This window comes from Georgenia sp. TF02-10 (genome assembly GCF_022759505.1).
Classification (GTDB): Bacteria; Actinomycetota; Actinomycetes; order Actinomycetales; family Actinomycetaceae; genus TF02-10.
Map to the genome: position 1 here is coordinate 1958195 of NZ_CP094289.1, position 13274 is coordinate 1971468.

9 protein-coding genes are annotated in these 13274 nt (G+C 75.6%); 6 read left to right on the forward strand and 3 right to left on the reverse strand.

Features of this window, described 5'->3' with window-relative positions; genetic code table 11:
* Nucleotides 1–12 precede the first annotated feature (12 nt).
* Nucleotides 13–1047: a LacI family DNA-binding transcriptional regulator gene (locus tag MF406_RS08810; RefSeq protein ID WP_242897644.1), complete on the forward strand. Its 1035-nt coding sequence runs from the start codon at nt 13–15 to the stop codon at nt 1045–1047.
* A gap of 160 nt (nt 1048–1207) precedes the next feature.
* Here the strand turns inward: MF406_RS08810 and MF406_RS18715 are convergent, their stop codons facing one another.
* On the reverse strand, nt 1208–1330 hold the full coding sequence (locus MF406_RS18715; protein ID WP_256463950.1) for a hypothetical protein: 123 nt from the start codon (nt 1328–1330) through the stop codon (nt 1208–1210).
* A gap of 196 nt (nt 1331–1526) precedes the next feature.
* Between MF406_RS18715 and MF406_RS08815 the strand changes: the two genes are divergently transcribed.
* The 5 genes from MF406_RS08815 (at nt 1527) to MF406_RS08830 (ending at nt 11082) form a co-directional block, all read left to right on the forward strand.
* A complete protein-coding gene (locus MF406_RS08815) occupies nt 1527–4754 on the forward strand; it encodes a glycoside hydrolase family 38 C-terminal domain-containing protein (protein WP_242897645.1) in 3228 nt (1075 codons plus the stop codon).
* Between the two features lie 232 nt (nt 4755–4986).
* Nucleotides 4987–7779 carry an alpha-mannosidase gene (locus MF406_RS08820; protein ID WP_305852997.1) on the forward strand — a complete coding sequence of 931 codons (2793 nt, stop codon included), beginning with the start codon at nt 4987–4989 and terminating at the stop codon, nt 7777–7779.
* Nucleotides 7772–9967 carry a hypothetical protein gene (locus MF406_RS08825; RefSeq protein ID WP_242897646.1) on the forward strand — a complete coding sequence of 732 codons (2196 nt, stop codon included), beginning with the start codon at nt 7772–7774 and terminating at the stop codon, nt 9965–9967. The genes MF406_RS08820 and MF406_RS08825 overlap by 8 nt, the downstream gene beginning before the upstream one ends.
* Nucleotides 9968–10195: 228 nt before the next feature.
* Nucleotides 10196–10426, forward strand: coding sequence for an Arc family DNA-binding protein (locus MF406_RS19085; protein WP_371744646.1), 231 nt, complete (start codon nt 10196–10198; stop codon nt 10424–10426).
* A 377-nt stretch (nt 10427–10803) separates the two neighbouring features.
* The gene (locus MF406_RS08830) at nt 10804–11082 is read left to right on the forward strand and encodes a hypothetical protein (protein WP_242897647.1); all 279 of its coding nucleotides are present in this window, start codon (nt 10804–10806) and stop codon (nt 11080–11082) included.
* Between the two features lie 112 nt (nt 11083–11194).
* Here MF406_RS08830 and MF406_RS08835 read toward each other — a convergent pair whose 3' ends face one another.
* Together MF406_RS08835 and MF406_RS08840 are read right to left on the reverse strand one after the other, a co-directional pair.
* Nucleotides 11195–11800, reverse strand: a complete 606-nt coding sequence (locus tag MF406_RS08835; protein WP_242897648.1) for a DUF2867 domain-containing protein — start codon at nt 11798–11800, stop codon at nt 11195–11197.
* Nucleotides 11801–12303: 503 nt separating this feature from the next.
* Nucleotides 12304–13230, reverse strand: a complete 927-nt coding sequence (locus tag MF406_RS08840; protein WP_242897649.1) for a universal stress protein — start codon at nt 13228–13230, stop codon at nt 12304–12306.
* Between the last annotated feature and the right edge of the window lie 44 nt (nt 13231–13274).

The window sequence follows — 13274 nt, forward strand, 5'->3', positions numbered from 1 at the left end:
AGGAGGAGCCGCGTGGCTGACCGGCCCACCTCCGCCGCGCCGGCCCGCCGCCCGACGATCCGGGACATCGCCGCGGCCGCCCGGGTCTCGCGGTCCACCGCCTCCCGCGCGCTGAGCGGCCAGGGGTACGTCGCCCAGGCCGCGCGGCTGCGGGTGGAGGAGGCGGCCCAGACCCTGGGGTACGTGCCCGACGCGACCGCCCGCCACCTGCGCCGCCGGGTGAGCGACTCCATCGGCGTGGTGCTCTCGGACCTGACGAACTGCTTCTACGCCGAGCTGGCCGCCGGGGCCAGCCAGCAGGCCCGACGGCGCTCCTACACGATGGTCCTCAGCGACACCGCCGGGCTCGCCGCGGACGAGGTCGAGTCCGCCCGGGCCTTCGTCGGCCTGCGGGTCGCCGGGGTCATCACCACCCCGGTCTCGGCCGAGGCGGGCGCCTACCTGCGCGGCCAGCACGTGCCGACCGTCGAGGTCGACCGCCAGTTCGCCGAGGGCGTGGCCGACGCCGTCGTGGTGGACAACACCGCCGGCGCCTCCCGGGTGACCAGGCAGTTGGTGGAGATCGGGCACCGGCGCATCGCGCTGTTCATCGACGAGACCCGCTGGACCACCGGGCGCGACCGCTACCAGGGCTACGCCGACGCGCTTGCGACCGCCGACGTCGGGCTGGACCCGTCCCTGGTGGTCACCTCCGGCTGGGACGTGCGCGCCGCCCGGGCGGCGGCCGTGCGGCTGCTCGCCGACCCGCGCCGGCCGACCGCCGTGTTCGCCGCGAACAACGTCCTCGCCGAGGGCGTCTGGCGGGCGGCGGCGGACCTGGGCCTCGCCGTCCCGGCCGACCTTAGCCTCGTCTCCTTCGACGACGCGCCCTGGATGTCGATGGTCAGCCCCGGCATCACCGCCGTCGCGCAGGACGTGCGCACCCTGGGGGAGACGGCCGTGGACGTGCTCCTGGACCGGCTCGCGCAGCCGGACGCGCCGGCCCGCACCGTGGTGGTCCCGGCCGAGGTCGTGCTCCGCGGCTCCACCGCGCCGCCCGCCGGGTGAGTGCGCGCGGGTGAGTGCGCGGGTGAGCCATGCGGGGTGAGCCGCGCAGGGCGAGCCCGGGCGGATGGGACGAGCCGCGGCGGGTGAGCCGGGGCCCGGCGGCCGGGTCGCCGTGCGTGCCGCCCCCGGCCACGCCCCCGACCCGCTTCTCCTTCTCGTCTCACCCCTTCTTCTCCTTCTCGGTCTTCCTCCTCCTTCTCCGTTCTCTCCTTCTTCTCTCTCTCCTCCCACTTCTCCTTCTTCTCCGCCCGCACTTCTCCGACACCCCCACTTCTTCGCGCACTTCTCCTCCACCCCCCGCACTTCTCCGCGCGCCACCCCCACTTCTCCGCGCCCCACTTCTCCTCGTCCGCCCCGCCGTCGTCCCGGCCGCCTTTCTCCACTTCTACCCGCCCTCCGCCGCGCCGCTTTGGTTGACCTCTCCGAGAAGCGCTGGGTACGTTCCCATAAGTCCCGCGACGAACCATGGAGGTTCACCCGTGCACCGGTTGTCCAGCCTCGAGGGACGCATCGAGCGGACGCTGCTCGAGCGGCTGGTCCCGGCGGTCTACAGCGGCGCGGTCCCGGTCGAGGTCGCGGCCGTCCACCTCCCGGGCGAGCCGGTGCCGGCGGCCGAGGCGATCGCCATGGCCTACACCCCCTTCGCCGTCGGCGAGCGGTGGGGACCGCCGTGGAGCACCACCTGGTTCCGGCTGACCGGGCGCGTCCCGGAAGCCATGCGCGGCCGGCGGGTAGAGCTGCTGGTCGACCTCGGCTTCGAGGGGTCCGGTCCCGGGTTCCGGTCCGAGGGCCTGGCCTACACCGCCGACGCCGTGCCGATCAAGGGCGTGGAACCGCGGACCCCCTACGTCCCGGTCACCCGCCGCGCCCGCGGCGGGGAGGCCGTCGAGGTCTACGTCGAGGCGGCCGCCAACCCCCGGTTCACCGGCGCCGTCTCGGCCGAGGGGGACCCGCGGACCGCCAGCGCCGCCCCGCTGTACCGGCTGGACCAGGCCGAGCTCGCGGTGCTGGAGGAGGAGGTCTACGGCCTGGTCCTGGACGTCCACGTGCTCAGCGGCCTCGCCGCCACGCTCGCCGAGACCGACCCGCGCCGGCACCAGATCCACCGCGCCCTGGAGGACATGCTCGACGAGCTCGACCTCGGCGACGTCGTCGGCGCCGCCCCGGCGGCGCGGGCCCGGCTGGCCGGGGTGCTCGCCGCCCCGGCCGTGCCCAGCGCGCACCGGGTCACCGCCGTCGGGCACGCCCACATCGACTCGGCCTGGCTGTGGCCGGTGCGGGAGACGATCCGGAAGTGCGCCCGCACCTTCGCCAACGTCACTGCGCTGGCCGAGGACTACCCCGACCTGGTCTTCGCCGCCTCCTCGGCCCAGCAGTACGCCTGGATGCGCGAGCACCACCCGCAGGTCTACCGGCGGATGCGGGAGCAGGTCGAAGCCGGACGGTTCCTGCCGGTGGGCGGGATGTGGGTGGAGTCGGACACCAACATGCCCGGCGGGGAGGCCCTGGTCCGGCAGTTCACCCAGGGCAAGCGGTACTTCCGCGACGAGCTCGGCGTGGAGCCGGAAGAGGTCTGGCTGCCCGACTCCTTCGGCTACTCCGGGGCGCTGCCCCAGCTCGCCCGGCTGGCCGGCTTCCGGTGGTTCCTGTCCCAGAAGATGTCCTGGAACGAGACCAACCCCTTCCCGCACCACACCTTCTGGTGGGAGGGCATCGACGGCACCCGGGTCTTCACCCACTTCCCGCCCGCGGACACCTACAGCGCCGAGCTCTCCGCCGAGGAGCTCGCCCGCGGCGTGCGCACCTTCGCCGAGCACGGCCGGGCGAGCCGGTCGCTGCTGCCGTTCGGGCACGGCGACGGCGGCGGCGGGCCGACCCGGGAGATGCTGGAGATCGCCCACCGGGTGCGGGACCTCGAGGGGTCCCCGCGGGTGACGCTGGGCTCCCCGGCGGAGTTCTTCGCCGCGGCCCAGGCGGAGTACCCCCGCGCCCCGGTGTGGTCGGGGGAGATGTACCTCGAGGCCCACCGCGGCACGTACACCAGCCAGCGGGAGATGAAGCGCGGCAACCGGCGCAGCGAGCACCTGCTCCGCGAGGCCGAGCTGTGGTCCGCCGCCGCGGCCGTGGCCGGGCTGCACCCGTACCCCTACGAGGAGCTGGACCGCCTCTGGCAGGAGACCCTGCTGCTGCAGTTCCACGACGTCCTGCCGGGCAGCTCCATCGCCTGGGTGCACCGCCAGGCCCGGCAGACCTACGCCCGGCTGGCCGCGGACCTGGACCGGCTGGTCGACGCCGCGCAGGCCGCGCTCGCCGGCGCCGGGGACGTCGAGCTGGCCTTCAACGCCGCCCCGCACGTCCGCGACGGCGTGCCCGCCCTGGCCGCCGCGCCCGCCGCGCCGCCGGGCGGGGAGGACCCGGTCCGGGTCACCACCGACGGCGCCGGGACCGTCCTGGACAACGGGCTGCTCCGGGTGCGCGTCGGCCCGGACGGCACGCTGACCTCGGTCCGCGACCTGGTCGCCGACCGGGAGGTCCTCGCCCCCGGCGCCGCCGGCAACGTCCTGCAGCTGCACCCGGACACCCCCAACCGCTTCGACGCCTGGGACCTGGACGCGTCCTACCGGCACCGCCGCCGGGACCTCACCGCGGTAAACGCCATGACCGTGGACGGCACCGACCCGGCCCGGCCGGTCGTGCAGGTGGACCGGTCCGACGGCGGCTCGCGGTACCGGCAGACCGTCGCCCTGGCCGCCGGCCGGCGCCGGGTGGACCTCACCGCCGACATCGACTGGCGCGAGCGCGAGACCCTGGTCAAGGTCGCCTTCCCGCTGGCCGTGCACGCCGACCGGGCCGCCGCCGAGACCCAGTTCGGGCACGTGCTGCGGCCCACCCACACCAACACCTCCTGGGACGCGGCCCGGTTCGAGATCTGCGCGCACCGCTGGGTGCACGTGGCCGAGCCCGGGTACGGCGTCGCGGTGGTCAACGACTCCGTCTACGGCCACGACATCACCGCCCCCGGGCCGGGGGAGGCGCGCGGCGCCGGGCCCACCACCGTGCGGCTGTCCCTGCTGCGGGCGCCGCGCTACCCCGACCCGGAGACCGACCAGGGCCGGCATCGCTTCGGCTACGCCCTGGTCTGCGGGGCCGAGGTCGCCGACGCCGTCCGGGAGGGGTACCGGGCCAACCTGCCGCTGCGCCGTCGCCGGGGGGCGGGACCGGTGGAGCCGCTGGTCCGGGTGAGCCCGACGGCGGTCGTCGAGGCGGTCAAGCTCGCCGACGACCGCTCCGGCGACGTCGTCGTGCGGCTGTACGAGCCGCTCGGCGCCCGCGGGCGGGCGGAGGTGGCGACGTCCTTCGACCTCGCGTCCGCCTGGGTCTGCGACCTCCTCGAGCGCCGGGACGAGGAGGTCGCCGCGCTGGCGCCGCTGACAACGGCCTCGGCCCGCGCCGTGACCCTGGACCTGGGGCCCTTCCAGGTGGTGACGCTGCGGCTGCGGCCGGTCCCCGCGCGCGCCGGGCAGTCGCCCGCTGGCCGGGCGGGCGCAGAACCACTGGCCCAGTCGCGGACCGGGGAGCCGGCCGCCGGTCTGGCGGCCCAAGAACCGGATGCCAGCCCGCCGGCGTCGGGGGAGCCCCGGGTCGGCCCGGCCGACGGGGAGCCCACCACTGCACCGGACCGGCCGCCGTCGGCAGGCCGACCGTGAGGCCCGCACCGTTGACCCGCCCGAGAACCGCTCCCTATGCTCGGTGTGGGAACGATGCCAGAACCGGCGCGCCGACGTGCCGGGCACCCCGCCCAGCGGGCCGGCCCGCTGCCTGCCGCCGCCCCGCCGCGCGCCCCCCGCACCCGCGCCGCAACCCCGAGACGCACACCCCGATGCCGCACCCGACCAGCGACCCGGCAGGCCGGTGGGCCGCCGCGGAGGAGAGCCAGCCGTGACCGCCCTGGAGCCCGCCCGCCGGGCGCCCACCGCCAACGCCCCGACCGGCGCGTCGGCCCGCGACCTGGCCCGCGACCAGCGGCCGGCCGCCACCCCGGACCGGACCGTGCACATGGTCGGCCACGCCCACCTGGACCCGGTGTGGCTGTGGCCCTGGCAGGAGGGCTACCAGGAGGCGCGGGCGACCTTCTGGTCGGCGATCCACCGGATGGAGGAGTACCCCGACTTCGTCTTCACCTCCGACCAGGTCGTCCTGCTGTCCTGGGTGGAGGAGTCCGACCCCGAGCTGTTCGAGCGCATCCGGCAGCGCGTGGCGGAGGGCCGCTGGCAGGTGGTCGGCGGCTGGTGGGTGGAGCCGGACTGCAACATGCCGGCCGGGGAGTCCTTCGTCCGGCAGGGCCTGTACGGCCAGCGGTACCTGCGGGACCGGTTCGGGGTCACGGCCACCGTCGGCATGAACGCCGACCCGTTCGGGCACAACGCGATGCTCCCGCAGATCCTGCGCGGCCAGGGCATGGACTCCTACTGCTTCCTGCGCCCCGCCCCGCACGAGCTCGCGCTGACCGACACGGCATTCTGGTGGGAGTCCCCGGACGGCTCCCGGGTGCTGGGCTACCGCATCCCGCACGAGTACGGCAGCCCGCCCCGGGACGTCTCCGGCCAGGTGGACAAGGCGATGGCCGCCGTCGACCACCGGCTGGGGGACCTGATGGTCTTCTACGGCGTCGGCAACCACGGGGGCGGGCCGACCCGGGCCAACATCGAGTCGATCTACCGCTACGACCGGATGGGCACCTTCGGCCGGATGACGATGTCCTCCCCGCGCCGCTACTTCGACGACCTCCTCGCCCGCGACGGCGGGGCCGCCGTCGCCGACCTGCCGGTGTGGCGGTCGGACCTCCAGCACCACGCGCCCGGCTGCTACTCGGCCCACTCGGGCATCAAGGCCTGGCAGCGGCGCGCCCAGGCCGCCGTCCTCGCCGCCGAGCGGTGGGCCGCGGTCGGCGCCCTGGCGCACGGGCTGCCCTACCCGCGGCAGGAGCTGGAGCGGGCCTGGAAGCAGGTGCTGTTCAACCAGTTCCACGACATCCTGCCCGGCTCGGCGATCGAGCCGGCCTACGACGACGCCCGCGACCAGCTCGGCGAGGCGGTCGCCGTCGCCAAGCGCACCACCACCCTGGTGCACAACACCATCGCCCGGCAGGTCCGGATCCCCGTCGAGCCCGGGACCCAGCCCGTCCTGGTGCTCAACCCGCACCCCTGGCCGGTGCGGGCCGCCGTCGAGATGCAGTACGCGGTGCAGCCGACCGGGGTGCACGTGGTCGACGCCGACGGCGCCCGCGCCGTCTCCCAGCGGATCCAGTCCACCGCCACCACCGACGACAAGGGCCGCGGGGCGATCGTCTTCCAGGCCGAGGTGCCGCCGCTGGGCTACCGGCTCTACCGGATGCGGCCGGGCACGGCGCCGGTCGGGGGGTGGAGCGGCGCCGCGCCGGGCCGGCTGCGGGTCACCGAGACGCTGCTGGAGAACGACCACCTCCGCGTCACCCTCGACCCGGCCACCGGGTGGCTGAGCTCGCTGCTGGACAAGCGCACCGGGGTGGACCTCCTCGCCGGCGCGACCGGCGAGCACACCCAGGTCTGCGCCGACCCCACCGACACCTGGGGCCACCGGGTGGTGTCCTACGCCTGGCCCGGCGAGGCGATGCGGACCGTCCGGGTGGTGCGCCAGGAGGCCGGGCCGCTGCGCGGGCGCATCCGGGTGGAGCGCGCGTGGGGACGGTCCACGCTGGTCGAGGAGCTCATCCTCGGGCACGACAGTCGGGCGGTGGAGGTGCGGGTGACGCTCGACTGGCGGGAGAAGGCACACCTGCTGAAGCTCCGGGTCCCCACCGCCCTGACCGACCCCACCGCCACCTACGAGATCCCCTTCGGGTCGCTGGAGCGGCCGGTGGACGGGGCGGAGCAGCCCGCGCAGACCTGGGTCGACGTGACCGGCACCGCCAGCCGGGACGGGCGCCCGGTGCCCGCGGGGCTGGCCGTGGTCAACGACACCAAGCACGGCTTCGACGTCTCGCCCGGGGACGGCCCGGGCGACGGCTCGCCCGGGGACGGCCCGAGCATCGGCATCACCGCCGTGCGCAGCCCGGTCTACTCCTGGCACGACCCCCGTGAGCTCGACCCGGACGGCTTCTACTCCTACCAGGACCAGGGCGTGCAGCGCTTCCGCTACCAACTGGTCCCGCACGGCGGGGACTGGCGGGCCGCGGACCTGATGCGCCGCTCCGCCGAGCTCGGCGCCCCGGTGCGGGCCATGCTGGAGAGCTTCCACGACGGCGCGCTGCCGGCGGCGACGTCCTTCGCCGCCGACGACGGCGGCCAGGTGATGGTCACCGCCGTCAAGGGCAGCGAGGACGACGGCGCGGACGGAGCGGACCTCGTCGTCCGCGCCGTGGAGACCACCGGCCGGCCCGCCGACGCCCGGATCGCGCTGCCCCTGGTGGGCCGCACCCTGACCACCCGGTTCGGGCCCAGCCAGATCCGCACCTTCCGCGTCCCGGCCCGCCCGGACCTGCCGGTGGAGGAGGTCGACCTTCTCGAGTGGCCACTGGCCGAGCCCGGCGCCCCGGTGCACGTCGAGCCGGCCGACGACGTCCGGCGCCGTCCGGCCCGGGACCGGCCCGGGCAGCCGGCGGACCGCGCCGCCTCCGACGTCACCGAGCCGGCCGAGCGCCTGGCCCCCGGCCAGCCCGACCAGGTCGAGCCCGACCAGGTCGGCGATGGCTGAGCCCGGGGCGCCCGCCCGGCTGGTCGTGGAGATCGTCCGCCCGTCCCGGGCGAGCGTCCCCGTCCCGCTCCGCCGGTGCGGCTCGGAAGGCGGCGAGACCGCCGATGGGGGCCGCGCCGTCGACCAGGATGACGAAGCCGCGGCCACCGGTGCGCTCGACCCTGCCGGCGCGGGTGCGCTCGACCCTGCTGGCGCGGGTGCGCTCGACCCCGCCGGCCCGGCTGCGCTCGACGTCGCCGGCGCGGGTGCGCTCGACCCCGCCGGCCCGGCTGCGCTCGACGTCGCCGGCCCGGGTGCGCTCGACGTCGCCGGCCCGGGTGCGCTCGACGTCGGCGCCCCGCCGGGCCGGTTCCACGGCACCGCGGCGGGCTTCACCGTGGGCGCCGCCCTCGGGCCCCCCGCCGGCGCCGACGGGCGCACCCTCGAGCTTGACGTGCACTACGAGGGCGAGGAGGTCACCGAGGCCACCGTGCGGCTGCGGGCCGAGACCCCCGCCCGGGACCCGTGGTGGCTCATCCCCGGCCTGTTCTACGGCGAGAACCGGCCCGAGGGGTGCGACCGGATCTTTCCCCGCTTCGCCGTCGGCGCCGACGACCCGGCAGGGATGGTGAGCTGCCGCTGGGAGTTCCGGGCCGACCGCGCCGCCACCCCGGCGGTCTTCGCCTGGGGCGGCGGCGGCGGCGTGGCCCTGCTCACCGCCGAGACCAGCCCGCTGGGTACCTCCGGGCTCGGGCTCGCTCACGAGGAGCAGACCGGCAGCGCCAGCGTCAGCCTGCTCTTCCCCTATCGGGAGACCCCGGTGACGTACTACGGCTCCGCGCAGCCGCTGCCCGCCCAGGTGGCCGGGCACCGGTGGCGGCCGGGGGAGCGGGTCCGCCTCGAGGCGCGCGCGTACTCCCTAGGCGGCGACCGGCACGCCTACGCCCCGATCCTGCGGGCGGAGCACGCCCGGCAGCGGCACGAGGCGGGCGTGCAGCCGTGGGTGAGCATCCCGGAGGCGGCCGACCTCACCGCCCACGGCCTGCTCACCTGGCACTACGACCCGGACCCGGGGGTGCTGCTGGAGACCGTCGGGTTCGACCGGGAGGTCACCGGCCGGGACGGCCGGCCGGTGGACCGCCAGGCGATGCACGTGGCCTGGATCAGCGGGATCCCGTGGGCCTACGCCCTGCTCGCCCACGGCCGGCGCACCGGCCGGGCCGCGGAGGTCGAGGCCGCCCGGTCCGTCATCGACCACGTCTGCGCGAACCTGGCCCCGGCGGGGACCTTCTGGGGCCGGTGGGACCGCGCCCTCGGGTGGCGGGCGAGCTGGAGCCCGATCCCGGACGGCCTGCACCAGCGGACCCTGGCCGAGGCCACCCTGTTCCTCCTGCGGGCCCTGGACCTGGAGGGCCCGGGCCGGGCGGCGCCGTCGTGGACGGCCGCCGCCCGTGCCAACCTGCGGGCCGCCGTGCGCCACCAGCGCGCCGACGGCAACCTCGGCTCGGTCGTGCATGCCCGGACCGGGGAGGTGCTCTCCTGGCGCGGGGCGTCCGGGCTCACCTGGGTCGCCGCGCTCGCGGAGGCGGGCGGTCTGGACGACGACGGCGCCTGCCTGGCGGCCGCGGTCCGGGCGGGGGAGTACTACGCGTCCTTCGTCGAGGCCGAGTTCATCAACGGCGCGCCGGAGGACGTCGACCTGGCGCCGACCGCCGAGGATGGGTACGCCGCGGTGATGGCGTACGTGGCGCTGCACCGGCGCACCGGCGCGCCGCGGTGGCTGGACCTGGCCCGCCGGGCGGCCGACTGGATGCTCACCTTCCGCTACACCTACGACGTGCGGTTCGACCCGCGCACCCTGCTCGGCGCCTACGGCTTCGCCACCCGGGGGGCGGACCAGGCCTCGGTGTCCAACCAGCACCTGGGCGCGTACGGCCTGGTGTGCACGAGCGAGCTCGTGGAGCTGTCCGTGGCGCTCGGCGACCCGCACTACGCCGAGCGGGCGATGGAGACGCTGGCCTGCTTCCGCCAGTTCGTCGCCCGGCAGGACGGGGACTTCAACGCCTACCGCGGCATGGTGACCGAGCGGTACTACCACACCACCTGCTTCCAGCCGAAGGGCATGCTGCTGACCCTCTCGCACGCCTGGAGCGTGGGGGTGCTGCTGCTGGCCTGCGAGCAGGCGCTCGCCGCCGACCGGCCCGCCTGACCGGGGCGGCGGCAGCTCGGCGGGCCGGGCCTGCTCGGCCAGCTGGAGGGCAGCCGGCGCCGCCCGTCGTCGGCAGGTGTGACCTTGTCCGGTGAATGATGCGGTTCTTCCGGTGCCTTTGGGCGGCCTCCGCTCCCGGGATAGCAGCGGACGGAGCCCTGCGAGGCAAGTGTTTCGTAAGCCGGTCCCCGGCCGGCAGTGTGCTACCGGTACCGCTACCGTCGCTGCATGGCGGCGCTTCACGTGCGGAACCTGCCGGAGTCAGTGGTGACCGCTCTGCGGCAGCGAGCCGCCAGGAACGGCCAGTCGGTTCAGCAGGAGATCAGGCAGATCCTGGAGGCAGCCGTGTCCGAGCCAGCATCTCACGAGGTTCCCGGCCCAGTCCGCCTCACCACGGTGCGAGCTGCGACTACGTCCACCTGGGGCCGGGAGGAGATGTATGGCGACGCCGGTCGCTGACCGCGCTGTTCTCGGCACGAACGTACTTCTTGCGGCAACGACGAGGCGCGGCACGAGCACGAGCAGGCGACAGCAGCGCTGAACGCGTGGCCGGCAGCCGGAACGGTGCTTGCACCGGCGCGCAGATCCTGCGCGAGGACCTCGTCGAAGCCCGTCCAGAACCCCCGTGTCGTCGACGTCACATGACCCCGAGCCGTAAATCCAGCGTCGGAAGAACGCCGCCGTCCGGGATCGGAAGTCACACCGCCGGCCGTTGCCCGTCGCGGGTCGGCGGTTGCTCCTCTCCGCCGCCGGGATGCGCCGGCGCGGCCGCCGGCCCACCCTAGAGGCCAACGGCCGCGCCGCACCGCGGCCGGCCCGTCCATGGAAGGAGCGACATGGCGTCCGAGACGAGCACCACCACCGACCACGACGAGATCCGCACCTGGGTGGAGCAGCACCAGGGGCGGCCCGCCCGGGTGCGCGGCACGGAGGACGGCGGGTCCGCCGGCGTGCTGCGGATCGACTTCCCCGGCGGTGCCGGGCAGGACCAGCTCGAGCACATCGGCTGGGACGAGTGGTTCGAGACCTTCGACGAGCGCAACCTCGCGTTCCTGTACCAGCAGCACAAGGCCAGCGGCGAGGACAGCACCTTCTTCAAGCTGGTGAGCCGCTGAGGCTCCGGCTGCACGGAGACGTGCGGTCACCCTCCCGGGTTGAGACCGTGGGAGGCGATCACCGCACCGGCGTCTCGATCGTTCCGGGCTCGAGGGCCTTGCCCGGCGTGCGCTACCCCTCGACGCCCGGGACGAGAGTCGCCCGGTCCCGCCAGGCGCGCTCCCATCGGCGCGTCATCAACGGGTATACGATCAGGTATCGAATCGGCTTGATCGCGGCCATGTACGCCCGGCCGAACCGACCGTTGGGCTTGACCAGAGCCGCCATTCGTAGCTCGAACTCGCCGTTGCCGGTCGCCACCCAGCCGAGGTGCAGGAGGTCATGGACCGTCTTGTTGGCCAGTTCCTGGACGCATTCGTTCTGCAGGAGGTAGACGGGCGTGAACGGGATGTTGGGGTCCTTCGGGCCGGTCGGGGCATCGCGAAGGTCCGCCGGCAGCCGCTCGCGCAGCGACCGGACGCGGGCGCCGATGGCCTGTCCGGCATCCTCCCAGCCGAACAGGGCGCCGAGCTTCCAGCGCACGGCGAACAGGAATCGGGTCAGCACGTCGACGCGCCCAGGCTTGTTGGACGCCATCAGCGCGGCGAGCATCGTCGGGAAGTCATCAGGTCCGGCACCGGGGGTGCGGAAGGACCAGACGTCCTCGATCCGGAAGTCCGGCGCGATCTCGTGGATCCGCCACGGCTGCTCCGTGTGCGCTGCGGGCGGGATCCTCATGGTCGCGGTGCCCCTGTCGCGCTACCGCCGACGACAGCGACCACTTCGTGGCCGGCACGCTGCAGGAGTCGAGCCACGGGGTGCGCAGCCGGTTCGGTGGTCCGGCCGATGAGAACGTTCATCCGGTTCCTCCCTTCACCCTCGCAACACGGTAAGGACGAGCGCAGCGGCCCGCATGTGGCAGCCAGGCACAGCGGGCGGGCCGGGCTCGGCGACGCCAGGTGGTGAGCCGGCGACCAGCCCGACCGCGCCGCCCGTGCCGACGACGAGGTGGTCCGGGCACGCCTGGCGGACCGCTCGCCGCCCGACCGCACCGTGACCTCGCCGGCATCGCCGCGGATCTCGGTTACACCGACCACTCACACCTCGCGCGGGACGTCTGCGCCGTCGCCGCCGTCGCCGCCGTCACCCCGAGCAGCTACCGGCGCGACATCGCGGGACTCCACGGCGCCTGACTTCCCCCGTGGTTCGGCATGTGGCCCCGGCACGGTGCCGGGTCCGGTTCACGCCCCGGCGGCTGCCTCCGCCGTGGCGTCGTCGGCCCCGCCGGGTGCGCCCGAGGCCCGCACGGGCACCACCGCCACGACCGGCGCACGGTGCAGCACGCCCTGGCTGACCGAGCCCAGCAGGAGGCCGGCCAGCCCGGCGTGCCCGCGGCTGCCCATCACGAGCAGGGAGGCGTCCGCGGCCGCCCGCACCAGCGCCTCGACGGGTGGCTCCGCCGGCTGGTGCAGCTCGACCGGGACGTCGGGGTAGCGCTGCCGCCACTCCCGCAGGAGTTCCTGGGCGCCCTCGTCGGCGCGCCGGTCCGCCTCGCCCAGCAGCTCCCGTCCGGCGTCGCTGATCAGGGCGGTCGCCTCGCCGCGCCGGGTGGCGTGGACCAGGCGGACGCTCGTGCCCCGCCGGCGCGCGTCGTCCGCCGCGTACCGCATGACCTCCGCGGCGCCGTCGGCGGGGTCCACGCCGACGGCGACCGGCCCGTCCGGCGCCCCCGGCCCACCGCGGACGACGACGACCGGCCCGGCGGCGAGCGCGGCGGCCTTCTGGGACACGGACCCGACCAGGGTGGCGGTGAGCCGGCCCAGCCCGCGGGCGCCGACGACGACGAGCGCCGCCTGGGAAGAGGCGCGGACGAGCTCGGCGGCGGGATCGCCGAGGACCGCGGCGGCGGTGACCGGGATGTCGGGGTGGTCCCGGCGCAGCCGCTCGGCGGCTTCCTCGGCGAGCCGCTCGCCCGCGCTGAGCAGGCCCTCGGGCGCGGTCACGTCGTAGGCGCGCACGTACGCCGGCCATGGGATGGCGGCGAGCAGGTGCACGCCAGTCTGGCGCCGGCGGGCCTCCCCGACCGCCCAGTCCGCGGCGGTGGCCGCCCCCGCCGAGCCGTCGGTCCCGACGACGACCTTGCCCGTCTCTGCATCGGTGGACGCCATGGCGACTCTCCTCACCTCGCGCGAGCCCACCACGGCTCCCTCGC

What these genes read in the sequence shown, in the direction of transcription:
- MF406_RS08825 (WP_242897646.1), top strand. Translation starts at nt 7,772, where the DNA reads ATGGCTGAGCCCGGGGCGCCCGCCCGGCTGGTCGTGGAGATCGTCCGC.
- MF406_RS08840 (WP_242897649.1), bottom strand. Translation starts at nt 13,230, where the DNA reads ATGGCGTCCACCGATGCAGAGACGGGCAAGGTCGTCGTCGGGACCGAC.
- MF406_RS08830 (WP_242897647.1), top strand. Translation starts at nt 10,804, where the DNA reads ATGGCGTCCGAGACGAGCACCACCACCGACCACGACGAGATCCGCACC.
- MF406_RS19085 (WP_371744646.1), top strand. Translation starts at nt 10,196, where the DNA reads ATGGCGGCGCTTCACGTGCGGAACCTGCCGGAGTCAGTGGTGACCGCT.
- MF406_RS08835 (WP_242897648.1), bottom strand. Translation starts at nt 11,800, where the DNA reads ATGAGGATCCCGCCCGCAGCGCACACGGAGCAGCCGTGGCGGATCCAC.